General features: G+C 73.4%; 19 protein-coding genes. 11 read left to right on the top strand and 8 right to left on the bottom strand.

Features of this window, described 5'->3' with window-relative positions; all coding sequences use genetic code 11:
• Positions 1-5 precede the first annotated feature (5 nt).
• Genes BIV25_RS27055 through BIV25_RS27045 form a run of 3 tightly spaced genes read left to right on the top strand, consistent with a single transcriptional unit; the run spans position 6 to position 2,571 of the window.
• Positions 6-1,004 (top strand): ScbA/BarX family gamma-butyrolactone biosynthesis protein, encoded by a 999-nt coding sequence (locus BIV25_RS27055; protein WP_071375045.1) that lies wholly within the window; start codon positions 6-8, stop codon positions 1,002-1,004.
• Positions 1,001-1,900 carry a hypothetical protein gene (locus tag BIV25_RS27050; RefSeq protein ID WP_071375044.1) on the top strand — a complete coding sequence of 300 codons (900 nt, stop codon included), beginning with the start codon at positions 1,001-1,003 and terminating at the stop codon, positions 1,898-1,900. The genes BIV25_RS27055 and BIV25_RS27050 overlap by 4 nt, the downstream gene beginning before the upstream one ends.
• The gene (locus tag BIV25_RS27045) at positions 1,897-2,571 is read left to right on the top strand and encodes a nitroreductase family protein (protein ID WP_071375043.1); all 675 of its coding nucleotides are present in this window, start codon (positions 1,897-1,899) and stop codon (positions 2,569-2,571) included. Before BIV25_RS27050 ends, BIV25_RS27045 begins: the two co-directional genes overlap by 4 nt.
• Here the strand turns inward: BIV25_RS27045 and BIV25_RS27040 are convergent, their stop codons facing one another.
• The gene (locus BIV25_RS27040) at positions 2,572-3,765 is read right to left on the bottom strand and encodes a macrolide family glycosyltransferase (RefSeq protein WP_071375042.1); all 1,194 of its coding nucleotides are present in this window, start codon (positions 3,763-3,765) and stop codon (positions 2,572-2,574) included.
• A gap of 4 nt (positions 3,766-3,769) precedes the next feature.
• Positions 3,770-5,077 carry a cytochrome P450 gene (locus BIV25_RS27035; RefSeq protein ID WP_079176915.1) on the bottom strand — a complete coding sequence of 436 codons (1,308 nt, stop codon included), beginning with the start codon at positions 5,075-5,077 and terminating at the stop codon, positions 3,770-3,772.
• 441 nt (positions 5,078-5,518) lie between these two features.
• On the opposite strand from BIV25_RS27035, the gene BIV25_RS27030 reads away from it, so the two are divergent.
• Positions 5,519-6,013: a transglycosylase SLT domain-containing protein gene (locus tag BIV25_RS27030; protein WP_071375041.1), complete on the top strand. Its 495-nt coding sequence runs from the start codon at positions 5,519-5,521 to the stop codon at positions 6,011-6,013.
• 389 nt (positions 6,014-6,402) lie between these two features.
• Positions 6,403-7,080 carry a class F sortase gene (locus BIV25_RS27025; RefSeq protein ID WP_071375040.1) on the top strand — a complete coding sequence of 226 codons (678 nt, stop codon included), beginning with the start codon at positions 6,403-6,405 and terminating at the stop codon, positions 7,078-7,080.
• Between the two features lie 50 nt (positions 7,081-7,130).
• On the opposite strand, the gene BIV25_RS27020 is transcribed toward BIV25_RS27025, so the two are convergent.
• Positions 7,131-7,958: a polysaccharide deacetylase family protein gene (locus tag BIV25_RS27020; protein WP_071375039.1), complete on the bottom strand. Its 828-nt coding sequence runs from the start codon at positions 7,956-7,958 to the stop codon at positions 7,131-7,133.
• A 253-nt stretch (positions 7,959-8,211) separates the two neighbouring features.
• Between BIV25_RS27020 and BIV25_RS27015 the strand changes: the two genes are divergently transcribed.
• Positions 8,212-9,639: an MFS transporter gene (locus BIV25_RS27015; RefSeq protein ID WP_256256101.1), complete on the top strand. Its 1,428-nt coding sequence runs from the start codon at positions 8,212-8,214 to the stop codon at positions 9,637-9,639.
• Here the strand turns inward: BIV25_RS27015 and lysX are convergent.
• Positions 9,584-12,862 (bottom strand): bifunctional lysylphosphatidylglycerol synthetase/lysine--tRNA ligase LysX, encoded by a 3,279-nt coding sequence (lysX, locus tag BIV25_RS27010; protein WP_079176913.1) that lies wholly within the window; start codon positions 12,860-12,862, stop codon positions 9,584-9,586. The genes BIV25_RS27015 and lysX overlap by 56 nt on opposite strands.
• A 91-nt stretch (positions 12,863-12,953) precedes the next feature.
• Here lysX and BIV25_RS27005 point away from each other — a divergent pair, with 91 nt between their 5' ends.
• Both BIV25_RS27005 and BIV25_RS27000 read left to right on the top strand, forming a co-directional pair.
• Complete coding sequence (locus tag BIV25_RS27005) at positions 12,954-13,436, top strand: universal stress protein (protein ID WP_071375037.1); 483 nt, start codon at positions 12,954-12,956, stop codon at positions 13,434-13,436.
• A 667-nt stretch (positions 13,437-14,103) separates the two neighbouring features.
• Complete coding sequence (locus BIV25_RS27000; RefSeq protein ID WP_071375036.1) at positions 14,104-15,540, top strand: amino acid permease; 1,437 nt, start codon at positions 14,104-14,106, stop codon at positions 15,538-15,540.
• On the opposite strand, the gene BIV25_RS26995 is transcribed toward BIV25_RS27000, so the two are convergent.
• The gene (locus BIV25_RS26995; protein ID WP_071375035.1) at positions 15,541-16,698 is read right to left on the bottom strand and encodes a CapA family protein; all 1,158 of its coding nucleotides are present in this window, start codon (positions 16,696-16,698) and stop codon (positions 15,541-15,543) included.
• 214 nt (positions 16,699-16,912) lie between these two features.
• Between BIV25_RS26995 and BIV25_RS26990 the strand changes: the two genes are divergently transcribed.
• The 3 genes from BIV25_RS26990 to BIV25_RS26980 all read left to right on the top strand — a co-directional run bounded on the left by BIV25_RS26990 (position 16,913) and on the right by BIV25_RS26980 (position 18,963).
• Positions 16,913-17,482 (top strand): sigma-70 family RNA polymerase sigma factor, encoded by a 570-nt coding sequence (locus BIV25_RS26990; protein ID WP_071375049.1) that lies wholly within the window; start codon positions 16,913-16,915, stop codon positions 17,480-17,482.
• Between the two features lie 151 nt (positions 17,483-17,633).
• Positions 17,634-18,149, top strand: coding sequence for a hypothetical protein (locus tag BIV25_RS26985; RefSeq protein WP_071375034.1), 516 nt, complete (start codon positions 17,634-17,636; stop codon positions 18,147-18,149).
• A 154-nt stretch (positions 18,150-18,303) separates the two neighbouring features.
• The gene (locus tag BIV25_RS26980; protein WP_071375033.1) at positions 18,304-18,963 is read left to right on the top strand and encodes a zf-HC2 domain-containing protein; all 660 of its coding nucleotides are present in this window, start codon (positions 18,304-18,306) and stop codon (positions 18,961-18,963) included.
• A gap of 29 nt (positions 18,964-18,992) precedes the next feature.
• On the opposite strand, the gene BIV25_RS26975 is transcribed toward BIV25_RS26980, so the two are convergent.
• The 3 genes from BIV25_RS26975 to BIV25_RS26965 form a co-directional block, all read right to left on the bottom strand.
• Positions 18,993-19,856 (bottom strand): Fpg/Nei family DNA glycosylase, encoded by an 864-nt coding sequence (locus BIV25_RS26975; protein ID WP_071375032.1) that lies wholly within the window; start codon positions 19,854-19,856, stop codon positions 18,993-18,995.
• A 197-nt stretch (positions 19,857-20,053) separates the two neighbouring features.
• Entirely contained in the window at positions 20,054-22,141 is a 2,088-nt protein-coding gene (locus BIV25_RS26970) for a SpoIIE family protein phosphatase (protein ID WP_071375031.1), read from the bottom strand.
• 84 nt (positions 22,142-22,225) lie between these two features.
• A complete protein-coding gene (locus tag BIV25_RS26965; RefSeq protein WP_071375030.1) occupies positions 22,226-23,416 on the bottom strand; it encodes a DUF6777 domain-containing protein in 1,191 nt (396 codons plus the stop codon).
• Positions 23,417-23,458: the final 42 nt, after the last annotated feature.

The raw sequence follows: 23,458 nt of genomic DNA, 5'->3' as shown, positions 1-23,458 counted from the left end.
CAAGCATGCAGATCGACCGGACCCTGCCCAAGGCCCTGGTGCACCGGGCGTCCATCGCCGAGGTCTTCCTGACCGACGCGCAGCGCCACGGCGAGGACGACCTGGTCCTCGCCGCCCAGCTGCCCCGGCTGCACGCCTTCTACGACGACACGCTCGCCCCCCGCGCCGGGCACGACCCCATGATGCTGCTGGAGGCGTGCAGGCAGGGCATCTTCGTCGTGGCCCACGAGTTCCTCGGTGTGCCCATGGACCACAAGTTCCTGTTACGGACGGTGGAGTTCGAGGTCGTCGAACCCGGCCCGCCGGCGCGGGGCGCGTTCCCCACCGACCTGGTCATCGGCACCCGGATCGAGCGCCGTGCGCGGGGCAGGTCGGGCGTGACGGGGCTGCGGCTGCGCTTCCTGTGCACGGCCGACGGCCGTGACGTCATGACCGCCGGCATCGACTACTCCTGGCTGGCGCCGGACCAGTGGGACAGCCTGCGTACCTCGCGGCGCACCGAACTGGAGCTGCCCGCCGTGCCGGTGGCGCCGCCGGTGCAGCGGATCCGGCCCGATCTGGTGGACCGGGGGTCCGCCGCCAACGCGGTGATCTCCCCCGCCCGGGCCACCGCGGACGGCGGTCTCGCCGCCCGTCTGGTGCCGGACACCACGCACCCGGTCATGTTCGACCACTGGGTCGACCACGTGCCCGGCATGCTGGAGCTGGAGGCCTGCCGGCAACTGGCGGCCGTCGCCTCCGTCGGGGCCGGGGTGCTGCCGACGCCCGCGGCGCTGCCGACGGCCCTGCACGCCCGGTTCCGTTCCTTCGGCGAACTGGACCTGCCCCTGGAGTGCCGCACAGGCCCGGTCCTGCCCGGCGCGGACATCGCGTGCACGCTGAGCCAGCGCGGCACGCCCGTCGCCGACGCCCGGATCCGGCTCGCCGCCCCGGACCGGGCGGAACCGGCGGGCGCGGGCACCGGCCCGCGCGCCGTGGCCCGCGGCGAAGGCTCCCGCCCGTGAGCGCGGTCGCCCTCCCCCTGGTCCCGGCCCGCCTGGGCCGTTTCGTCCTGCGCCGGTTCCGCCCGCAGGTCTACGCCGCCTACGGGGTGCTGTGGGTCCTCGCGCTGGAGGGCTCCGCGGTGGCCCTCCAGGGCACGGCCTGGCGCCCCACCGGCGGCACCGCCGTACGCGCCGTCAGCGTCGTGCTGACCCTGCTGTTCCTGCGGATGCTGGACGAGCAGAAGGACCTCGCCCACGACCGCGTGCACCACCCCGACCGGCCCCTGGTCACGGGCGCGATCACCGCCGCGGAGCTGCGCGGTGCCATGGCCGGCGCCGTCGTCGTGGTGGTGGCACTGAACGCAGCTCTCTCCCCGGTCGCGGCGCTCCTGGCCCTGCTGCCGCCCGGCTACGCGCTCCTGCTGCCCGTCGTGGAGCGCCGGTCCGCGCCGGTCCGGGAGGGGCAGCTGCTCAACCTGGCCGTCACCTATCCGGTGCAGGTGCTCGTCGGCGTCTACGTGTACCTGTCGCTCGCCGTGTCGGGACCGGTGACCGCCGACTGGCGGGCGCTGCCGCTGCTGGGGCTGTGCGCCGGTGTCTTCCTGCACTTCGAGTTCGCCCGCAAGACCGCGTGGGAGTCGGTGCCGGGCGACCGTCTCTACTCGTCGGCGCTGGGTCCCGTGGCCGGCGCGGCCGCCGTGCTGGCGCCGGTCGCCGTGGCAGTGCTGTGCGACGTGGTCCTCTTCCGGCCCACCACCGTGCTCGGGCTGCTGCCCTGCCTCGCGGCCCTGCTCCCCGCCGCGGCCGCGCGACGCTTCCTGACGGCCCGCCGCGGCACCTGGCCGCTGCCGCCCGCCATGGGCTACATCGTGGTGACCTATCTCGCCCTGGTGCTCCAGGCGGTGGTCCTGCCGTGACCGGCCTCAGCGGTGAGGAACTGCTCACCACCACACGCACGGTACGGCGCGGTCTCGACCTGGAGCGTCCGGTGGATCCGGCGCTCGTCGAGGACTGTCTGCGCATCGCCCTGCAGGCGCCGAACGGCAACAACCGCCAGCGCTGGCGCTGGCTGGTGCTCACCGACCCGCTGGTGCGGGCCCGGGTGGCCGACCAGTACCGGGCCGCTTTCGACGCCCGCAACGGCGCCGCCCTGCGGGAGCCGGACCACGTCCCGGACGCCACCCTGCGCGTGCTGACCGCCGCCCGCCAGCTCGCCGACCGGCTGCACGAGGTGCCGGTGCTGGTGATCCCGTGCCTCCAGCTGGACACCGAGGAACTGCCGCCCGGCAACCAGGCGGGCCTGTGGTCCTCGCTGCTGCCGGCCGCCTGGAGCTACGCGCTGGCGGCCCGCAGCCGGGGGCTGGTCACCGCCTGGACCACCGTCCACCTGGACCGCGAGCGGCAGATCGCCGACCTGCTCGGCCTGCCCCGCACGGTCCACCAGGGTGCCCTGCTGCCCACCGCCCACCCGCTGCGCAGCACCTTCCGCCCGGGCCCCCGGCAGCCGCTGGAGCAGGTGCTGCACTACAACGGCTGGTCGGGCCCCAAGGCACCCGACCGGCTCGGCACCGAGCCTCGCGGGCGCTGATCAGAGCAGGGCCTCCAGTGCCAGGGCGGCCCGCGGCGCGCCACCGGCCTGTTCCATCACCCGGGACATGTGCCGCAGCCGCTCGCGCAGTTCCTCGTCGGCGGCCGTGCGGCGTACGGCGTCCAGGAGGGTGTCCGCGGTGATGTCGGCGACGTCGAGCAGCGTGCCGAGCCCCAGCTCCACGGCCCGCCGCGACAGCACCCGGGTCTCCGGGACCAGCGGCACCAGCACCGGCGGGGTGCCCGCGTACAGCGACTCCGTCAGGCTGCCCAGGCCCGCGGCCGTGACGAACACCTCGGCCCGTCGTACCGCCGCCAGCTGCGGGATCCAGCGGTGGACCGACACGTTGGGCGGCAGCGGTCCCAGTTCCGCGGGGTCCGTGCCGTTGCCGACGGTGACCACCGCGCGCCAGGGCCGGCCCGCGAAGGCGTCCACGCAGGTGCGGAACAGCTCCGGCTGGTTGTTGTAGAGGGTGCCCATCGAGAGCACCACGAGCGGCAGTCCGTCCGCGGCGGCGTCCCAGGTCTGCTGCAGGTACTCCCGGGACAGGCAGGCCCCGACGAACGTCGTCCCCTCGCCGAAGGTCTCGCCGGCCGGCTGGAACTCCCGGGGCGCGTACACCAGGTTCCGCTCTGCACGCCAGTCCACCAGCAGGCCGGGCTCCACGTCCAGGCCGTGGCCGGCCGCGAACTTGGCCGCGCGGGCGAGGAGTTCGAGCACGGCCGGGTGGTCGCGGCCCACCTTGGAGAACTCCGCGATCGCGGCGATCTGCGAGTAGTGGTCGTTGGACGCCATCGACGGGGTGGACTGCACGGCGGGGCGGTTCCACAGCATGCCCAGCGACCTCCCGGCCGCAGAGACGATCATGTCGTAGAAGACCAGGTCGGGGACGTCGTCGGCGAACAGCTCGCGGGCGAGCGCCACCATGTTCTCGCTCTCCTGCAGGAACAGCACCGCCGACCAGGCCAGCAGGTCCGGGTCGAGATCCTTCAGCTGCCCCGGGCCGAGGACCTGCGTCAGCAGCGAATCGTGGACCAGCGCGGTGGCGCCCGTCGCCCGCACGGCGGGTGCGAACGCCTGTGTGGTCAGGAAGCTGACGCGGTGTCCGCGCCGCACCAGTTCCTCGGTGACCGCCAGCTCGGGCCGCATGTGCCCGTGCGCCGGGATGCCGAGGACGAGAATGTGGCCGGCCATGAGTTCACCGCTCCCCTCGGGACAGGACCGGTACGGCACCGGCCCCGCGGACGTTGCGGATGGGACGCATCCGGGGCTCGCCGGCCAGCGCCAGCCGGGGCATGCGCGCGAACAGGTGCCGCAGGGCGAGCTCGGTCTCCAGCCGGGCCAGCCCCGCCCCCAGGCAGTAGTGGATCCCGGCCGAGAAGGCCAGGTGGTCGCGCTTGTTGGCGCGGTGCAGGTCGAAGCGGTGCGGCTGCTCGAACACCGCGGGGTCCCGGTTGGCGGCGGCGACCACGACCACCAGCATCGCCCCGGCGGGCAGCGACACGCCGCCGAGCGTGACCGGTTCGAGCGCGATCCGTCCCAGCATCTGCACCGGCGCGTCGTAGCGGAGGAACTCCTCGACGGCCTCGCCGGCGAGCGCGGGGTCGTCCAGCAGCAGTTGCTTCTGTCCGGGATGGCGTAACAGCGCGACGGCCGCCCCGGAGATCGCGTTGACCGTGGTCTCGAAGCCGGCGAGCAGCAGGATCCCGACGAGCGCGACGAGGGTACGGCCGTCCAGCGGCTCGCCGTCGACCTCGCCGGCCACCAGCCGGCTGACCATGTCCTCGCCGGGGTCCCGGCGTCGCTCGTCCACGAGGGCGCTCAGGAACCGCGTCATCTCCGCCAGGGCGCGCCGTACCTCCCGGCGCTCGCCCAGGGTGCGGATGCCGTCCAGGGTGTTGGCCAGGACCTGGCCCCACCGCACGAAGGCCGTACGGTCGGCGTCGGGCAGGGCGAACAGGTCGCAGATCACCTCGATGGGGATCCGGCGCGCGAAGTCCGCCACGAGATCGAAGCGCGTACGCCCCTCGACCCGGTCGAGTACGCGGTCCACCACTCTCTCGACGTCCCGCGTCATGTCCTGCATCGCCCGCGGAGTGAACAGCGGGCTCGCCAGGCGCCGCAGTCCGGTGTGCTCGGGCGGGTTGAGCACCAGCATCGACTCGTCGAGCGGATGGACGTACCGCGCCTCCTCCCCGGACACGACCTGCCAGGGGATGCCGCCCGGCCGCTCCGGCGCGGGTTTCACGCCCAGCTTCGGGTCGCGCAGGGCGGCCCGGCTGATCGCGTGGTCCGTGGTGATGTGCATCCCGAGCGGATGTCTGACCATCGCGCCCCGGGCCCGGATCCGCTCGTACTGCGGATAGGGGTCGTCCAGCGCTCGGCGCCCCAGGACCTGCATCACCGGGTCCCCGGACATCGCGAGCGCGCGCACCACGGATCGCGTGGTGAGTGAGACGGCCCCTGCCCGGATTTCGCTGCCCAGCCGCTCCGTACTGATCCTCATGGTCTCTCCGCATCCGCGGCGCACGGACGGTCCGCCCGCATCCTCAGGGGAGGCACGCTACGAAGCCCCGTATGCGAGGTCGAGAGCCCTGCCGCCGAACCTCCTCGAAACCCTGTATTTCCCTAGGAGTCGACAGGCCCCGCGGGGCCTGTGCCTGTGACGGCACCCATAGGACGCAGATCACGTCCTACCGCGCATCGTAGAGCCGCACCCTCCCGAACAGCATATAAAGCCCCCAAAGCCATGAATAACGGACATAACTCCGAAGTGGGTTAGTACGTCACATCATTGCGCTCCGGCCCGCCCCCCGCTAACCATTGCTGTCGTTGCTGGAAGCCACGAAACGGGCCGGACGGAGACACACCACTCCCGCCCCGGCCCGGCCCACAGCGCGGGGCCCCGCCCCTCCGACGACGACCCCCACTGGAGAGTTCCTTCCACATGATCACCAACACCGCCTTCACCACCCGCCTGCGCACCCTCGCCCTCACCGGCATCACCGCCACCGGCATCGCGGCCGCCGCCGTCACCCTGATGCCCACCAACGCGCACGCCGCCGACATGACGAAGGCACCCACCCGGGCGGTCACGTCCACCTCCGGCAACCACGGCACCACCGGCAACCTCGACGGCTGGATCAAGCAGGCCCTCGGCATCATGAAGGCCAAGGGCATCCCGGGCAGCTACGACGGCCTCAAGCGCAACATCATGCGCGAGTCCGGCGGCAACCCCTCCGCCCAGAACAACTGGGACGTGAACGCGCAGAAGGGCACCCCCTCCAAGGGTCTGCTCCAGGTCATCGACCCCACCTTCAACGCCTACCACGTCTCCGGCACCGCCCAGAGCGTCACGGACCCGGTCGCCAACATCACCGCGGCCGCCAACTACGCCGCCCACCGCTACGGCTCCATCGACAACGTCAACTCCGCGTACTGAGCCCGGAGCCGGACCAGCGCAAGGCCGGTGCGAGCAGCGACAACCGCTGCCCGCACCGGCCTTCGCGTGCACGCCTCCGCGGGAGAGACCCGGCCGACGGGCGGGAAGACACCTCCCGGAGGGGACCCTCGGACCCCCGGAACACGCCCGCAGGCCGAGAATCGTCCGTCCTGGTGAGACAACACGCCGGACCAAAAGCACACAATCCGATATTCCCGCAGGTCACGGACCATCAGAAAAGTCCCGGAAACGGCAACTCGGATGGCGCACCGAAGCCGCGACGGGCCACCCGTTCGCCGCTCGCCCCGTCACGCACGGCCCCGTGCGGGACTTAGCGTTTTCCCGTACGCGACGCATACGGCGACGGCCGCGGCGAGAAGGGAAGGCGCATGTCTGCGTCCGGTTGGTCCGAGCCTGCCGAGGAGGAGGAACGGCGGCGTCAGCGCACCCCGTGGGGCGTGATGGCGCTTGTTCTGCTGACCGGGCTGGCACTCATCCGCAATGGTTCCGGAGATTTCGACGCCGGTCCGCCGCAGCCCGCCTCGGCAGCCGCCCCGGACACCCGTACCGGCACCGGCACGGGTGCCCCGGCCGCGCATGCGCCGTCGCTTGCGTTCTCCGGGGCGGACCGCGTGCGGATCCCCTCGATCCGGGTGGACGCGCCGGTGATGCCGGTCGGCCTGGACGCCGACGGCTGGATCGGCGCGCCCCCGTCCGAGGACGCCGGCCTCGCGGGCTGGTTCACCGGTGCCGTCTCCCCCGGCGAGAAGGGCACGTCCGTCATCGTCGGACACGTCGACAACCGGCGGGGCCCCGCCGTGTTCTACGGACTCGGAACCCTGCGGAAGGGAAACCGGATCGACGTCCTGCGCAAGGACGGAAGGACCGCGGTGTTCGAGGTCTACGGCACCGAGGTGTTCTCGAAGGCCCATTTCCCCGGTGACCGGGTGTACGGCTCGAAGGGCACCGCGGAACTGCGGCTCATCACCTGCGGCGGCGGTTTCTCGAAGCAGCACGGTTACGACGGGAACCTCGTCGTCTTCGCCCGCCTGGTCGCGGTGGACTGACCTCCGCCACGGCCGGGCCGGCGAATCCCCGGGAACGCGCCGTTCGCCCCTCACACGCGTCTGGGCGGCACGGTCAGGTGATATCCGGAGTCGAGGAGATGGGGCAGCCATTCCCGGATGGCGCGGACGGTCTGCGACCGGTCGCCCCCGGCGTCGTGGGAGAGCACCACGACACCGGGAGCGGCGCCGCTCTCCACCCGGTCGACGATGGTGGAGACGCCCGGCGTCGTCCAGTCCGTGGTGTCCACGGTCCAGGCCATCGGCTCCATGCCCATCGCGGCGCCGAGCTGGAACGCGGCCCGGTTCCAGGCGCCGTAGGGGGCACGGAACCACTGGGGGCGCTCGCCGTAGCTGTCCTCGATGGCGTCGCTGGTGCTCACCATCTCGTCGCGGATCTCCTTGCGCCTGAGGGAGGTCAGCAGCGGATGGGTCCAGGTGTGGTTGCCGACGACATGGCCCTCCTCGGCCATCCGGGCCACCAACTCCTTGTTCCGGACGACGCACTCGCCGCACAGGAAGAACATGGCCCGCACGTCGTACTTGGCGAGGGTGTCCAGGATGTGCGGGGTGTATTCCGGATTGGGTCCGTCGTCGAAGGTCAGCATCATGCGCCGGCCACGCCCGGAGATCCGCAGGAAAGGCTCGGTGCGGACCTTCAGCCGGCGCGGTGCGGCGCGCGGCGGGCCGTCGCCGGTGAGCGGCTGGAGCCGGAAGGCGGAGGACTTGGGCGCCTGACGGGCCTGCGGGCCGGGGGCGGCGACCGGCGGGGCGCTCTCCTCGTCGCCGCCCGCGAGGACGGCCCCGGCGGCACCCGCGGCCCCCAGCGCCGCCCCGGCGAGGAGCATCCGACGCCGCGTGAGCAACTGATCCTTCTGCATGACTCATCAGTCGCCCCACCGGCCTCCGGCGCACCCCAACGACACTGGTGCGGCGGCGGGAAAGCACCCGGTCGGCCGAGCACGGGAGCTGCTGTGGCCCCTCGCGTAAACGTCTGATAAGCAATCAGTCCACAGCAACTGCCATGACACACACGGGGGGCGAGCCGAGTTGGCCGCGCACGGGGGAACGACCGCGGGACGTACCGGGGGAACGAACGGGGCGTCGGACCGGGGAGCACGCGGGGCCTTGGCCGTGGTGCTGCTGGCCGTCGCGCAGATCCTGGTCGTCTTCGACACCACGGTCTTCGCGGTGGGGCTGCCGCTGATCCAGCACGACCGGGAGCTGTCCTTCTCCGGGCTGACCTGGCTGCTGTCCGCGTACAGCGTGTGCTTCGCCGCGCTGCCGGTGCTCGCGGGGGCGCTCGGCCGGGCGTTCGGGCACCGGCGGGTGCTGATGGGCGGGTTCGCGCTGTCGAGCCTCGCCGCGGCGGCGCCCGCACTGTCGTCCGACGCCTCGGTGCTGCTCGCCGCCCGGGCGGTGCAGGGTGTCGCGGCGGCGGTGATCACGGCGGGCGCGCTCGCGCTGATCGACGCCACGCATCCCGCGGGCCGCAGCCGGGACCGGGCGCTGAACGTGCATTTCGCTGTCGTCGCCTGCGCCACCCCGGCCGTCCTGCTGCCGTGCACCCTGCTGCTGGACACCGTCGACACGGAGAACACGGTCTTCTGGGTCCAGGCCGTGGCAGGGCTGGTGCTGCTGGCGCTGACCCCGGTGGCGCTGGCCGAGACGCCGCCCGTGCCGGCCGCCCGGGCCCGGCTGTCCGGTGCCGCGCTGGCCGTCGTGCCGCTGGGCTTCCTGGCCTGGTTCGCGGACTGGCTCGGCGACCGGAGCGTGTCCGTGACGACGGTCGTCGTCATCGCCGTGGGCGCCGCGGTGCTGCCCTCCGTGCTGGGCCTCGCGTGGCGCGGCGGGCGGATGCCGGCCCTGCTGTCCCGGGACCGGGCCGCGTTCGGTGCCTACACCGTGGTAGCGCTGCTGGCGGCGGGCCTGGCCGGGGTCGTGCTCGTCCTCACCTTCGTCCTCCAACTGCTCGGCGGTCTCTCCCCGATGCAGGTCGGCTGGGCGCTGCTGCCCGCGGTGGCCGGGGTGGTCGCGGGCTGCGCGGTCCTGCCCCGCCTGGCCGCCCGCGCCGGTCTCGCGGGCACGGTGGCCGGGGCCTGCGTGGTGGCGGCCGGCGGGTTCGTGCTGCTGAGTCTGCCGGGCGCGGGCTACGGCTTCGGCGCGGTGCAGCTGCCGCTGCTGCTGATCGCCTTCGGCTGCGGTGTCCTCGCTTTGCCGGCCGGCTTCGCCCGGTCGGGCAGCGGTGCGCTCCCCCAGCTCCTGAACTCCGCCCGGCAGTTCGGCGCCGGTCTGGGCACGTCCCTGTTCGTCGGCGTCATGACGGTCACCGAGCAGCACACGAGCACCACCGCGCTCCACGGTCCGGCGCAGTACAAGGCCGTCCTCGCGACCGAGGTCCGGCACTGCTTCGACCTCGGTACGGCGCTGTGTCTGGCCGCCGCGCTGGTCGCGCTGCTGGCCCTGCCCTTGCGCACCACCCGGACGACGGGCCCGGAGCCGGGCCTCAGCGGCGGCGCACCAGCGGGAACGGCAGGGTCTCCCGGATCGTCAGCCCCGTGAGGAACATGACGAGCCGGTCGACACCGAGGCCGAGGCCGCCCGTCGGCGGCATCGCGTACTCCAGGGCCTCCAGGAAGTCCTCGTCCAGCTCCATCGCCTCCGGATCGCCGCCGGCCGCCCGCAGCGACTGCTCGGTGAGCCGCCGGCGCTGCTCGACAGGGTCGGTCAACTCCGAGTAGGCGGTACCCAGTTCGGTGCCGAAGGCGACGAGGTCCCAGCGCTCGGCGAGCCGCGGGTCGCCACGGTGCCGGCGGGTCAGCGGGGAGACCTCGGTCGGGAAGTCCTTGTAGAAGGTGGGCAGCCGGGTGTGTTCCTCGACGAGCCGCTCGTACATCTCCAGCACGACGTCGGCGGGGGTGTCGTCGGCGGTGTACGGCACCCCGCTGCGGTCGCACAGCCGGTGCAGCCGCAGCAGCTCGGTGCCGGGACCGATCTCCTCGCCCAGCGCCTCGGAGAGCGCCCCGTACACGGTCTTGACCGGCCAGACGCCGGAGATGTCGTACTCCCGGCCGTCCTTGCGGGCCACCGGGGAGCCGAGGGCGGCGCTCGCCGCGCTCTGGATCAGCTCGCGGGTGAGGTCGAGCATCACGGTGTAGTCGGCGTGCGCCTGGTAGGCCTCCAGCATCGTGAACTCGGGGTTGTGTTTGTGCGAGACGCCCTCGTTGCGGAAGGTGCGGCCCAGTTCGAAGACCTTCTCCAGGCCGCCGACGCACAGCCGTTTCAGATACAGCTCGGGGGCGATGCGCAGGTAGAGGTCGAGGTCGTAGGCGTTGATGTGCGTGGTGAAGGGGCGGGCGTTGGCGCCGCCGTGGATCTGCTGGAGCATCGGCGTCTCGACCTCGACGTAGCCGCGGTCCAGCAGGCCCTGGCGCAGCGCCTGCACGGCGGCGGAGCGCACCCTGAGCACCGTGCGGGCGGCGGGGCTGGTGGCGAGGTCGAGATAGCGGCGGCGGACCTTGGCCTCGGGGTCGGCGAGGCCGCGGCGTTTGTCGGGCAGCGGGCGCAGGCACTTGCCGGTGAGCTGCCAGGAGGTGACGAAGACGGTGGGCTCGCCCTTGTCGCTGCGGCCGGCCCGGCCGGTGACGGTGACGTGGTCGCCGATGTCGGTGTCGGCGGTGAAACGGTCCAGCTCGGGGCCCGCCGCACTGCGGGTGAGGGCGATCTGGTGGTCGCCGGTCCAGTCGCGCAGCACCGCGAAGACGATGCCGCCGAAGTCGCGGACCAGCATGATCCGGCCGGCGACGGTGACGTCCAGGCCCTCGGGGACGTCGGCGAGGGCATGGGTGGGGGCCGGGACGCCGACCGGGTAGGGATCGGTGCCGGCGGCGCGCAGCCGGTCGAGGGTGCGATGGCGGACGCGGACCTGTTCGGGCAGGCCCGCGCCCGCGGCCAGGGCCCCGGCGCGGTCCCCTTCGTCGAGGCCGAGCACCGTCAGGGGCGGCAGCCCCGCGGTGGTGGCGGGCCGCTGCCCGGCCCTCGGGTGCCCTTTCCCCCAGAGTTTGCGCAGCGACGGTACGGAGACGAACCCCTCGGCGATGCCGGAGGCGAGGCCGATGCGGGCGAGGGCGGCGGTGTCGCCGTAGCAGATGAAGCGCGGGTACCACTCGGGGTGGTACTTGGCGTTGGAGCGGTACAGGGCCTCCAGCTGCCACCAGCGGGAGAAGAACAGCAGCAGGCGGCGCCAGAGCCGCAGGACGGGTCCGGCGCCGATGCGGGCGCCCTCCTCGAAGACGGAGCGGAAGACGGCGAAGTTCAGCGAGATCCGGTGGACACCGAGCTTGGGGGCGGCGGCGCACAGTTCGGCGACCATGAACTCCATGACCCCGTTGGGGGCGGCGCGGTCGCGGCGCATCAGGTCCAGGGAGATGCCGTCGCGTCCCCAGGGCACGAAGGAGAGCAGGGCGAGGAGCCGGCCGTCCTCGCACAGGGCCTCCACGAGCAGGCAGTCGCCGTCGGCGGGGTCGCCGAGCCGGTCCAGGGCCATCGAGAAGCCGCGTTCGGTCTCGGTGTCGCGCCAGGCGTCGGCCTTGTCGACGACCTCCTCCATCTCCCGCTCGCCGAGGCTGGAGTGGCGCCGGATGCGGCAGGTCGCGCCGGTGCGGGCGACGCGGTGCGCGGCCTGCCGGGTGACCCGCATGTCGCGGCCGTCCAGGTCGAAGGAGGAGACCTGCACGATCGCCTCGTCGCCGAGCTGGAGGGCGCCGAGCCCGGCGCGGGCGTAGGCGCGGGCGCCGTCCTCGGAGGCGCCCATCACGGCGGGCGCCCAGGCGTAGCGGCGGGCCAGGTCGAGCCAGGCGGCGATGGCGTGCGGCCAGGCCTCCATGTCGCCGACGGGGTCGCCGCTGGCCAGGCACACCCCGGCCTCGACCCGGTAGGTGACGGCGGCCTTGCCGCTGGTGGAGAAGACAACGGCCTTGTCCCGGCGGGTGGCGAAGTAGCCGAGGGAGTCCCGCTCGCCGTAGAGCGCGAGGAGGGCCCGGATGCGGGCCTCCTCGTCGTCGTGCAGGGCGGCCTCCAGGCGCTGGGAGCGGAACAGCGCGGCGGCGGCGTTGAGCAGGGCGAGGGCGCCGAGCAGGCCGAGCACGAAGCTGACCTGGCGGGGCGGGCGGCCGGTGAAGGTGCCCTCGGAGACCAGCCCGCCGCACACCCGGTCGGCCGCCCAGGCCAGGTGCTCGCTCGCCGGGAGCGTGCCCGGGAAGAGCAGGACGAGGCCCCAGCCGAGCAGGGTCGCGACGACGAGGCCCGCCACGAGCACGCCGAGGGCCCGGCGTACGGCGGCGCGGCGGGAGGCGGCGTAGAACTCGCTGCGGGCCACGACGAGCAGGACCAGCAGCAGGGCGGACACCACCAGCGACAGCAGTGCGTCGGTGTACATGCCGACGCCCACGGCGAGCGCGTCGGTGAGGATGAGCAGGCCGAGGTAGACGACGACCAGCCACCAGGCGACCTTCTTGCGGGCGGCGGTGGCGCCGGCCAGCAGGAAGAGGAAGACGGCGTAGGCGAGGTTGGCGCTGATGGGCACCAGGAGCACTTCGAGGGCCTCGGCGACCGGGCGGAACAGGCGCCGCAGGGGCTCGATGAGCGCCAGCAGGGCGCACAGCAGGCCGACGGCGCCGAAGAGGGTCGCGAAGGCCTCGGGCACCCAGCCGAGGCGCCCGCCTGCGGGCGGGCGTACCGGCGCCGTGGGGTCCCTCTGTGCGGCGGGCTGCGCGCTCGCGGTCATGGTTCCGACTGTAGGAAGGGCCGGGGCGGACCGCCCGTCGAGAGCGCGCCCGAGTCCGGGCGGGAAGGACCGGTTCCGATAGCCTCGGACCGTGACGGAACAGCAGGGGCAGCACTCGCATTCGCATGCGCACCAGTTCGAGCGTGGCACGGACGGGCCCAAGGTCATCGTGGTCGGCGTCGACGGCTCCGACTCCTCGATGCGCGCCGCCTCGTACGCGGGCGGGCTCGCCCGGCGTCAGCACGCGCTGCTGGCCGTGGTGTACGTGCAGCCGGTGCTCGCGGCCGGGGCGGCGCTGGGGGCGCCGGTGGCGGAGACGACGGACGAGATCGCCGAGGACCTGGTGACGCAGATCCGGGAGGCGGCGGAGCGGGTCAAGGGGATATTCGAGGTGCGCTGGGAGTTCCACACCTTCCGCGGCGACCCCTACACCGGCCTGGTGAAGGCGGCCGACGAGCTGAAGGCGGACGCCGTGGTCGTCGGCGCCTCGGAACAGGCCGGACACCGGATCATCGGCTCGGTGGCGGTACGCCTGGTCAAGTCCGGCCGCTGGCCGGTGACGGTCGTCCCGTAGACCACGCCGAACACCGACGAGAAGCATCCCTGTGCAGCCGGCGGCTCCTGTGGGACGGTGCCGGGCCGGGGACACGCGCAGGGGCCGCATGGCCGGCTGGCGCGAACACGCGGGGTGGGCGACCGGGCGGCCCCCCGCCGTCCCCCGACCGGGCGGACAGCGCGGGGCGGACCGGGGGACGGGGTCCGGCGACACCCGTGGCCGGCCGACCGGGCGGCCGCTGCCACCGTCCCCCCGGACAGGCCGGTCCAGGCGCACACGGGTGAGTCCCGGCGAACCGGGAACACGGGGCACGCAGGGGGGCGGATGGGATCCGACGGTGGCGCGGCCGGGAGGCGATCGGGCAAGCCACCGCCGCCCTCCCCACACACGGGCCGGCAAGGCGAAGCACACACGAGCGAGCCCCGCCCGGCCGAAGGCGAAGAGCACACCAGCGGCCCCACGGCCTGGAAACAATCAGGCAAGCCACCGCCACCCTCCCCGCACACGGGCCGGCAAGGCGAAGCGCACGCGGGTGAGTCCCGGTGGGGTGCTGTCCGCCGCCGCACGGCGCAGTCGTGGGTCCGTCCCGCCGGGCGGGGTCGTGCGTGGCGTCTTCCGTACGGGTCGTGGCTGAGTCATCATGATCCGCCGTCAGCCGTTTGCCGTCGGCGAAGAGGTGAGGCTCATGGACAGGCTCCGCGCGGGTGAAGGAATTCTCCGCCGCAAACCCATCGAGCACATCGAGGACACGGAGGTCCGCGAGGGCCCGCGGCTGGACCGGTCGCTGGGCCTGTGGCAGCTCACCGCCATCGGCGTGGGCGGCATCATCGGCGCCGGCATCTTCACCCTGGCCGGCACGGTGGCCAACGGCACGGCCGGCCCCGCGGTGCTGGTGTCGTTCCTGATCGCCGGTGCGGCCAGCGCGTGCGCGGCGCTGTCGTACGCCGAGTTCGCCGGGCTGATCCCGAAGGCGGGCTCGGCGTACACCTACGGCTACGCGGTGCTCGGCGAGTTCGCGGGCTGGTTCATCGGCTGGGACCTGCTGCTGGAGTACACCGCGATCGTGGCGGTCGTGGCGATCGGCATCTCGGGCTATTTCAGCTTCCTGGTCGGGGAGACGGGCGCGCACCTGCCGCACTGGATGCTGGGCGCGCCCGGCACCGGGGACGGGCACCGGGTCGACCTGTTCGCCGCGATCCTGTGCCTGCTGATCGCCTGGCTGCTGAACCTGGGCATCCGCAGCGCGGCCCGCTTCGAGACCCTCGTGGTCGGGCTGAAGGTACTGGTGGTGCTGTTGGTGATCGGGGTGGGCCTCTTCCACATCGACACCGCGAACTACCACCCGTTCTTCCCGTACGGCATCGGCGGCGCCTTCACCGGCGCGGCCACGGTGTTCTTCGCGGTGTTCGGCTACGACGCCATGTCGACGGCGGCCGAGGAGTCGCAGGACGCGCAGCGGCACATGCCGAAGGCGATCCTCTACTCGCTGGCGATCTCGATGGTGCTGTACGTGGCGGCCTGCCTGGTGCTGACCGGCATGCAGAACTACCGGCACATCAACAAGGAGAGCGGCTTCGCGACCGCGTTCAAGTCGGTGGGTCTGGACCGGCTGGCGGACGTGATCGCGGTGGGCGCCATCATCGGCATCCTCACCGTGATGTTCACGTTCATGCTGGGCGTGACCCGGGTCTGGTTCTCCATGTCCCGCGACGGGCTGCTGCCGAAGTGGTTCGCCAAGACCCACCCGACCCGGCATGTGCCGACCCGGGTGACCTGGATCGTCGGGGCGGGCTCGGCGGCCATCGCCGGGTTCGTGCCGATCGGCTCGGCGGCCGAACTGACCAACATCGGCATCCTGCTGGCGTTCGTGGTCGTGTGCGCGGCCGTGATCGTGCTGCGCTACCGTCAGCCGGAGCTGCCGCGCACCTTCCGCACCCCGGGGATGCCGGTGGTGCCCGCGCTGGGCGTGCTCTTCTCGATCTGGCTGATCACGTATCTGCAGTGGGAGACCTGGGTGCGGTTCGCGGTGTGGTTCGTGATCGGGTGCGTCGTCTACTTCGGCTACTCCTACAAGCGCTCGGCGCTGGCCGGGCAGCCGTCCGCCGGGGGATCGGCGCGCTGATCACTTCCCCATGGCCAGGCCGTCCTGGTCGGCGCCTCGGCTGAGCACCACCTCCCGGATGCGGTCGCGCACCGCCTCCAGCCGGGCGCCGTGGGCGATGGCCCGGTTCACGTCGAGCACGCGCCCGGAGTCGAGGTCGTACCACTGCGGCAGGAACTCGGCTCTGGTGACGCGCCAGCGACCGCCCGGCGCGGCGGGCGGGGCGAAGGTGAACCGGCCGAGGGTGGAGGCGTTGCCGCGCGGGCTCGTGATCCCCCGGCGGTCGGCCACCTCGCCGGCGATCTGTTCGCCGAGGCCGTAGACCACCCAGGTGCCGTTGACCTTCTCGTAGGCCTGCGGGTCGTGGGGGTGGGTGCCGAGGATCAGGTCGATGTCCGGGCGGCCGGCGGTGGCGGAGGCGGTGAGCCGCCGGGCGAGGGCGCGCTGCTGCTCGCTCGGTTCGCGCTGCCACTCGGTGCCCCAGTGCACCGAGACCACGACCACGTCGGCGCCGGCCCGCCGGGCGGCGCGGGCGTCGGCGATCACCCGCCGCTCGTCGATCACGTCGACCGCCCAGGGCTTGCCGGCCGGCAGCGGGCGGCCGCCGGTGCCGACGGTGTACGAGAGGTGCGCGACCCTGGCCGGTCCGGCCCTGAGGATCGTGACCGAGCGGGCCTCGGCCGCGCTGCGGGCGGTGCCGGTGTGTTTCAGCCCGGCCTCGTCCATGGCGTCCAGGGTGCGCCGGACGCCGGCGGCACCGTCGTCCAGAGCGTGGCTGGAGGCGGTGGCGCAGCCGGTGTAGCCCGCGTCGGCGAGGCTTCGGGCGATCTGCGGCGGCGACGTGAAGACGGGGTAGCCGGAGTAGTGGCCGTCGGCGCCGAAGGCGGTGTCCATGTGACACAGCGCCAGATCCGCGTGGGAGAGGACGGGTTCGATCTCGGTGAGCATGGGCCCGAAGGAGTAGCCGCGCCCGCCGGCGTAGTAGGCCGCCCGGTCGATGACGGAGGTGTGCGGCAGGACGTCCCCGGAGGCGACGAGCGTGAAGCCGCGGCCGAGGGAACGGACGGCACCGGCCGGGGCGCGGTGCCCGGACTCCTGCCGTACGTGGTTGGCGCCGGCGGCCGCGGCCGTGAGGGCGGCGGTGACGGCCAGGGCCACCAGGTGTCTGCGTCCGAACATCAGCTCACCTCATAAAATCGTATTTACTGACTATCCATCACCTTCACATGGGTACGGAGTCGGCTCCGCGGATAAACGGACCGAGCGCCTCCTTAGCCCGTCCGGTTCCCCTCGAAGGCCGCTCGTGCGACCGTTCGCCGACGCGATCGACCGCCCGTCGCACGGTCGCGCCCGCCCCCTGTCCCCCGGCCGCGCGCCGCGCTGCCATACGGCCATGACGGCCGCATCCCCGCTCACCCACCGGCCGGCCGCACCGGCCCGTGGGACGACGACCGCCGAACACGAACTGGCCGCGCTCCAGCGCGAGCACGGCGGGCCCCTGTTCGCCCTTCTGCTCCGGCTCTGCGACGGGGACCGCCAGCGCGCCGAGGACCTCGCCCAGGAGACCCTGGTGCGCGCCTGGCAGCATCCGGAGGCCCTGCACGCCGACGACTTCGACTCGGTACGGCCCTGGCTGCTGACCGTCGCCCGGCGGCTCGCGATCGACGCCCGGCGGGCCAGGCGGGCACGGCCCCCCGAGGCCGGCGGCGACATCCCGGAGAGCGCCCGGGTGAGCGCCGATCACGCCGAACGGGCCGCGCAGATGCTCGACGTGCGCGAGGCTGTGAAGACACTCACGCCGGAGCACCGTGACGTCCTTGTACTGGTGTATTTCCTCGGGGCCAGTGTGGCGGAAGCGGCGCAGACCCTGGGCGTACCACCCGGTACCGTGAAATCTCGCGCGTTCTACGCGCTGCGTGCGCTGCGCCGGGTCCTGCCGGGTTACTCGGCCGGCCTGCTCTGAAACCGGAGGCCGGGTCAAACCTCGGCAAAGCGCCTTGCTGAGGCCCCCGTCTGGGCAATGGGCTGTCCTCATCCGCGTTTCCGGGCGGGCCGGGGCCTTCGTCCCGACGGAGCCGGGCCACGCGCACGCACCGGAGGAAGGGCGGGAAGGGATGCTGCACAGAGGACACGAGAGCACGGACGGCACCGACGGCGGTGAACTGGCCGTCCCCATGGCCTGGTTGTACGCCGAGTACATCGCCGACGAGCTGCTGCGCACCGGCGACCTCATGCCGCCGACGTCCTTCGAGTTCCGGGCCGGCCGGGACGCGCTGGCGCTGACCGTCTTCCTCTCCGACACCGACGGGGAGCTGTCCGGCATCCGCGTGATCTCCCAGCTGGAGACCTGGCTGTCGCTGACGGCGTACGACCAGCAGTGGCAGGAGTGGGTGCGCACCCGCATGGCCGAGCTGACCGTGCAGGCCAGGGCGGCCGGCACCCGCTCGCCCGACCTCGCCCTCGCGGCCCAGGCCTGGCGCTGGCTGGAGGAGACCGAGCTGCTCGCACCGGACCTGGACGCGGTGCCGGGCGGCCCGGGGGTGCTCGGCGAGGACGACGGACCGAAGGTGTGGACCGCGGCCTGGCGGCTCGGGCTGCCGCTCGGGCACCTGGCGATCCATCTGTTCTGACTTTTTTGGAAAACGGACCAATCCGGGGACCCGGCCGCTCCGAATCTCCTGTCCGGGATTCTGCGGGTGGCTTGAGTGATTCGGCTGTCGGCTGCGTACGGGTGGGAGCAACAAGGAGTAACCCCACCCGCACCCATCGGCACGAGGATTCGGCATGAGGTCCCAGGAAAGGCATCGCGACGTCGGCGCGTACGCGCTCGGCGTGCTGAACGAGGCGGACGCCTTCCGCTTCGAGGACCACCTCATGGAGTGCCCTCAGTGCGCGGCACAGGTGACCGAATTCGGCCCTGCCGCACGGCAGTTGATGCTGTACCGCCGGGCGACACCGCGCTTTGTGCACCCCATGACGCAGCCCGGACCCCGGCTGCTGGAGCGGCTGCTCGGCGAGGTCGTACGCCGGCGGCAGGCACGCCGCCGCCGTTTCCTGTACGGCCTGGCCGCCTCGGTGGTGCTGGCCGCGGCCGGTTCCGGGCTCGTGGCCTTCACCGGCCAGGACGAGCCGGCCGCCCACGTCACCGAGGCGACCGATCCGCACACCGGGGTGTGGGCCGAGGTCACGGCCGACGACGGGGACTCCGGCAGCCGGCTGCTGCTGAAGGTCAAGGACCGCACCGGCCCGCACACCTGCCGGTTCGTGATCGTCGGCCGGGACGGCTCCGAACAGGTCGCCGGCACCTGGACCCAGTCCGGCCGGGCCGCCGGCACCTTCACGGCGCTCGGGGCCTCACCGCTGCACCCGGACCAGATCGCCCGCTACGACGTCCGCACCACCGACGGCCGGCCCCTGGTGAGCCTCAAGGCACCGCAGGACTGAGGCACTTCGGGACCGGGGCGCCGCGGGGCTCACTTCAGCAACCGGGACAGCCTGCGGTCCGCCAGCGGCTTGCCGCCCGTCTGGCAGGTCGGGCAGTACTGGAGCGAGGAGTCGCTGAAGGACACCTCGCGGATGATGTCCCCGCACACCGGGCAGGGCTCGCCGGTGCGGCCGTGGACGCGCAGCCCGCTCTTCTTCTCGGCCTTCAGCCGCCCGGCGGCAAGACCCCGGGACCGCTCGACCGCCTCGGTCAGCGTGGTGCGCAGCGCCTCGTAGAGGTGCCGGGTCTCCGCCGGGGTGAGGGAGGAGGCGAGCTTGAACGGGGACATCTTCGCGGCGTGCAGGATCTCGTCGCTGTAGGCGTTGCCGACGCCGGCGATCAGGGACTGGTCGCGCAGGGCGCCCTTCAGCTGCCGCCGTTCACCCGTGAGCAGGGCGGCGAAACGCTGCTCGTCGAAGTCGTCGGCGAGTGGATCCGGGCCGAGCCGGGCGATGCCCTCGACCTCGTGCGGGTCGCGCACGACGTACACCGCGAGGCGCTTTTGGGTGCCGGCCTCGGTGAGGTCGAAGCCCTCGCCGGTCTCCAGCGCGACGCGCAGCGCGAGCGGGCCCTTGCCCGGCTTGGGCGGGCCGTCCGGCAGCCGGTCCTTCCACTGGAGCCAGCCCGCGCGGGCCAGATGGGTGACGAGGTGCAGGCCGGAGTCCCCCGCGATGTCGAGGAACTTCCCGTGCCGGTGCACGCCGGTGATCCGGCTCCCCTCGAACGCGCCGGCCGGCGGGTCGTACGTCTTCAGCACACTCACGGCGACGGGCAGCACCCGCACGACCTCACGACCGACCAGGCGCTCGGAAAGGAGGTCCCTGAGCGCTTCCACTTCGGGAAGTTCCGGCATACGTCCAGAGTGCCATCCGGGGCCGGTGGGGTCAGGGGGTGCCGTTCGGCTGAGGCCGGCCGTGACGAGCGGTGCCTGCCGGCTGACCCGGGCGGGGTCATGGGGGAGTCGGCGATCGACGGCAACGAGGCCGGGGTGCCCCCTCCGGGGGGTGCGCACCGGACTCCGCGACGCCGGCATGAGCCGAACGACACCCCCTAGGCGTGCCCGGGCATCCGGAACTCGCACCACACCGCCTTGCCGCCGCCGCGGGCCTCCACGCCCCAGCCGTCGGCGAGCCGGTCCACGAGGAGCAGGCCGCGGCCGCAGACGCTGTCCTCGCCCGCGTCGCGGCGCCGCGGCAGGGCGCTGGAGGAGTCCTCGACCTCGACGCGCAGCCGGTGGTCGCCGCCGTCCAGTGCCCGCAGGGTGACGATCGCGGAGCCCTCGGTGTGCAGCAGGGCGTTGGTGACCAGCTCGTCGGCGGCCAGCTCGATCTCGTCGGCCCGGTCCCGGGCGCCCCAGGCGCGGACCGCGGCACGGACCATGTGCCGTGCCTGGGCCAGGGCCTCCGGGTCGCCGGGGGCGACGTGCTGCTGGAGCCGCCCGCCGGCCCTGGGCGTCTCCGGGACACGGCGGCGCAGCAGGAGCAGCGCCACGTCGTCGTCGCCGCCGCGCTCCTCGGCCAGCTGGATCAGCCGGTCGGCGAGGTCCCGCACGTCGTCCGGGCCCTCGCCGACGAGCCGGGCGAGGCCGCGCATGCCGTCGTCGAGGTCGGCGCCGGGCCGCTCGACGAGGCCGTCGGTGCACAGCAGCAGGGTGTGCCCGGGGTCGAGTTCGAGGGTGGTGACGGGATACTCCAGCCGGCCGAACTCGGCGGACAGGCCGAGCGGCAGCCCGCCCTGGACCGGGGCCCGGCGGCAGTTGCCGTCGCCGTCCCGGATCAGCGGGTCGATGTGCCCGGCACGGACGGCCTGGACGACCCCGGTGGCGAGGTCGGCCTCGGCGTACAGGCAGGTGGCGAAGCGGTCGGTGTCGAGTTCGTGCAGGAAGACGGAGGCGCGGGCCATCACGGTGGCCGGGGTGTGTCCCTCGGCGGCGTAGGCGCGCAGCACGATCCGCAGCTGGCCCATGACGGCCGCCGCGTGCGTGTCGTGCCCCTGGACGTCGCCGATGACCGCGCCGACCCTGCCGCCGGGCAGCGGGATCAGGTCGTACCAGTCGCCGCCGATGTCCCGGCCCACGGTGCCCCCGACGGTGGCGGCACGGTAGCGCACGGCGATGTCGGCGCCGCGCACGCTGGGGATCGTGCGCGGCAGCATGGCCTGCTGGAGGCCCTGGGCGAGGTCCTTCTGCTGTTCGTAGAGCATGGCCCGCTGGAGGCTCTGCGCGATGCTGCTGCCGAGGGCGACCAGGACGGCGCGCTCCTCCGTGGAGAAGCCGCGCCGGTCGTCGTAGAGCAGTCCCATCGCGCCGATGGGGCGGGCCTGGGCGATCAGCGGCAGATAGGCGGCCGAGGTGATGTGCAGGTCGGTGAGGTGCGGCCAGAGGATCGGGTAGCCCTCGGCGAACTCCTCGGGGGACTCGATGAACCGCGGCTGCAGCGTGCGCACGACCTCGCTCATCGGGTACGGCTCGTCGATGCGGTTCACCTGGCCGGCCGGGATGAAACTGCCGACGGGAGCCTCGGCGACGAGCCGTATCCGGCCCGCCTCCACCAGCCCCATCACCATGCTGGCCGCGCCGAGCCGGCGGATGCCGTGGGTGTCCTTGAGGACGTCGATGACGTCCTGGACGGTGCGGGCGTGGGCGAGGGCGGCGGAGACGGCCTGGACGACGCCGGCCTGCTGGCGGAACGCCTCGTCCTGGGCGGCGCGCAGGCTGCGGGCGCCGCTGTCGGCGAGTTCGTCGGTGGCGTCGCGGACGATGCCGATGACCCGGCGCGGGCGGCCGGTGGCGTCGCGGCGGATGTAGCCCTGGGTGCGGGTCCAGCGCGTGGTGCCGTCCCGGCGGCGGATACGGAAGTAGGCGCCGTAGTTCTCGCTGCCGTCCTTGATGGCCCGGGCGACCACCGCGTCCAGCCGGGCGGCCTCCGGCGGCGGCACCCGGACGGCGAGGGACTCGGGGCGCCCGTCGTACTCCTCGGGCAGCAGGTCGAACACCTCGTGGGCCTGGGCGTCCATGTGGAACAGGCCCGTGTCCAGGTCCCAGTCGAACGTCCCCATGCGGTTGAGCGCGAGAATCGGGTCCGGGTGGGCGGGCCGGTCCTCCGGGAGTGACAGGGCACGCGCTCCCCGATCAGCCATGGAGCCACCTTGCCAGCATTTACCGGATTCTTCGACCTGATCGGGAAGCTTTCCGGGACCTGTTCGGGCAGCGGGCGCCACCGCTCAGGCGCCCGGGCCGCCCAGGCCGCCGGGCGGGCCGTCGCCGTACCGCGGGTCGGGGGCGTGGGGCGTGTCCAGGATGAGCCCGAGGGACGGCGACGACGGCGGGCTGACCAGCGTGGGGGCCGGGGCGGTACGGCCCGCCGGCGCGCTGGGGCGGCCGGGCGCGGCCGGGCCGGTGGGCGCCGCGGCGCTCGACAGGGCACTGGGCAGCAGGCTGTACGACGGTACCCCGGCCGTCGCGGTGGCACCGGCGTGGTCGGGGTCGGCCGGGGGCAGCGCGGTGGCCGAGGAGGCCGGGGCGGGGACGACCTGGTCGTGGCGGACGTCGTGGCCGATCCGCCGTTCGATCCAGGTACGGGTGCGGACGTCGACGATCGTGAGGCTGGCGACCGCGCGAGGGGCCGCGGTCACCGCGACGACCTGGTCCGGCCGGTATGCGGGCCAGGCGAGGCCACGGGCGCCGAGACCGCCGCGGCCCGGGGCGGGCGGCCCCAGCGGGTTGCCGCAGGCGCAGCGCGACCGGGGCATGCCCCGGTCGTCCACGAGGACTGCCGTGCCGGCCTGGAGCACGGCCTGGTAGGCGGCGTCCTGCCCGTCGCGGTAGCCGTGGCCGGTGACCCGGGTGTCGGCGCGCAGCAGGACCGGGGCGAGGCCGCGCAGATAGCCGGGGAGGGCCGCCGCGGAGATCCCCTGCGCGTGGGCGAAGGCGCCGGCGCGGTCCCGGTCGGCCCTCAGATAGGCGATCTGCCGTTCGACGTCGCAGCCGGAGACGTGTGCGGCGCCGGCGTAGAGACCGGGGGTCGCCCCGGACAGCGAGCGCACCGCCCGCAGGGGCAGGACGGCCAGCCCGGCGGGCAGCACCGGCTGGGGGATCACGGAGGCGTCCGGTCCGATGACGCCCGCGCCGAGGAAGGCCGAGGCGGTGGGCGTGGCGGAGCCGGCGCTCGCCCCCGGGTCGGCAGCGCCCGCGCCGGGGGACGTGGCCGGGCCGGTGGTGCCCGGGCGGGCCGGCGGGACCGGTTCGGTGACCGTGGAGGCGGTGAAGGGATCGGGCCCCTGGGCGGCGGCGGGCTGGAGGTAGACCTCCACGCCCAGCTGGGCCACCTTGTCGCCCGGGCGGACGCAGCCCGCCACGAGGAGCAGGGCCGAGAGCGCCAGGGCCGTGACGATGGATCCGGTGGGTATCCGCACCGTACACTCCGCATCACTGTGGGTGACTTCGCTCTATTGTCT

It is taken from the genome of Streptomyces sp. MUSC 14, assembly GCF_001866675.1.
Lineage (GTDB): Bacteria > Actinomycetota > Actinomycetes > Streptomycetales > Streptomycetaceae > Streptomyces.
Note: the sequence above shows the minus strand (reverse complement) of the source record. Positions and strands in the feature narration are given on the sequence as shown.

What these genes read in the sequence shown, in the direction of transcription:
- BIV25_RS27025 (WP_071375040.1), top strand. Translation starts at nt 6,403, where the DNA reads ATGTCTGCGTCCGGTTGGTCCGAGCCTGCCGAGGAGGAGGAACGGCGG.
- BIV25_RS27055 (WP_071375045.1), top strand. Translation starts at nt 6, where the DNA reads ATGCAGATCGACCGGACCCTGCCCAAGGCCCTGGTGCACCGGGCGTCC.
- BIV25_RS27035 (WP_079176915.1), bottom strand. Translation starts at nt 5,077, where the DNA reads ATGAGGATCAGTACGGAGCGGCTGGGCAGCGAAATCCGGGCAGGGGCC.
- BIV25_RS26985 (WP_071375034.1), top strand. Translation starts at nt 17,634, where the DNA reads ATGCTGCACAGAGGACACGAGAGCACGGACGGCACCGACGGCGGTGAA.
- BIV25_RS27000 (WP_071375036.1), top strand. Translation starts at nt 14,104, where the DNA reads ATGGACAGGCTCCGCGCGGGTGAAGGAATTCTCCGCCGCAAACCCATC.
- BIV25_RS27030 (WP_071375041.1), top strand. Translation starts at nt 5,519, where the DNA reads ATGATCACCAACACCGCCTTCACCACCCGCCTGCGCACCCTCGCCCTC.
- BIV25_RS27020 (WP_071375039.1), bottom strand. Translation starts at nt 7,958, where the DNA reads ATGCAGAAGGATCAGTTGCTCACGCGGCGTCGGATGCTCCTCGCCGGG.
- BIV25_RS26980 (WP_071375033.1), top strand. Translation starts at nt 18,304, where the DNA reads ATGAGGTCCCAGGAAAGGCATCGCGACGTCGGCGCGTACGCGCTCGGC.
- BIV25_RS26975 (WP_071375032.1), bottom strand. Translation starts at nt 19,856, where the DNA reads ATGCCGGAACTTCCCGAAGTGGAAGCGCTCAGGGACCTCCTTTCCGAG.
- lysX (WP_079176913.1), bottom strand. Translation starts at nt 12,862, where the DNA reads ATGACCGCGAGCGCGCAGCCCGCCGCACAGAGGGACCCCACGGCGCCG.
- BIV25_RS26990 (WP_071375049.1), top strand. Translation starts at nt 16,913, where the DNA reads ATGACGGCCGCATCCCCGCTCACCCACCGGCCGGCCGCACCGGCCCGT.
- BIV25_RS27040 (WP_071375042.1), bottom strand. Translation starts at nt 3,765, where the DNA reads ATGGCCGGCCACATTCTCGTCCTCGGCATCCCGGCGCACGGGCACATG.
- BIV25_RS26995 (WP_071375035.1), bottom strand. Translation starts at nt 16,698, where the DNA reads ATGTTCGGACGCAGACACCTGGTGGCCCTGGCCGTCACCGCCGCCCTC.
- BIV25_RS26970 (WP_071375031.1), bottom strand. Translation starts at nt 22,141, where the DNA reads ATGGCTGATCGGGGAGCGCGTGCCCTGTCACTCCCGGAGGACCGGCCC.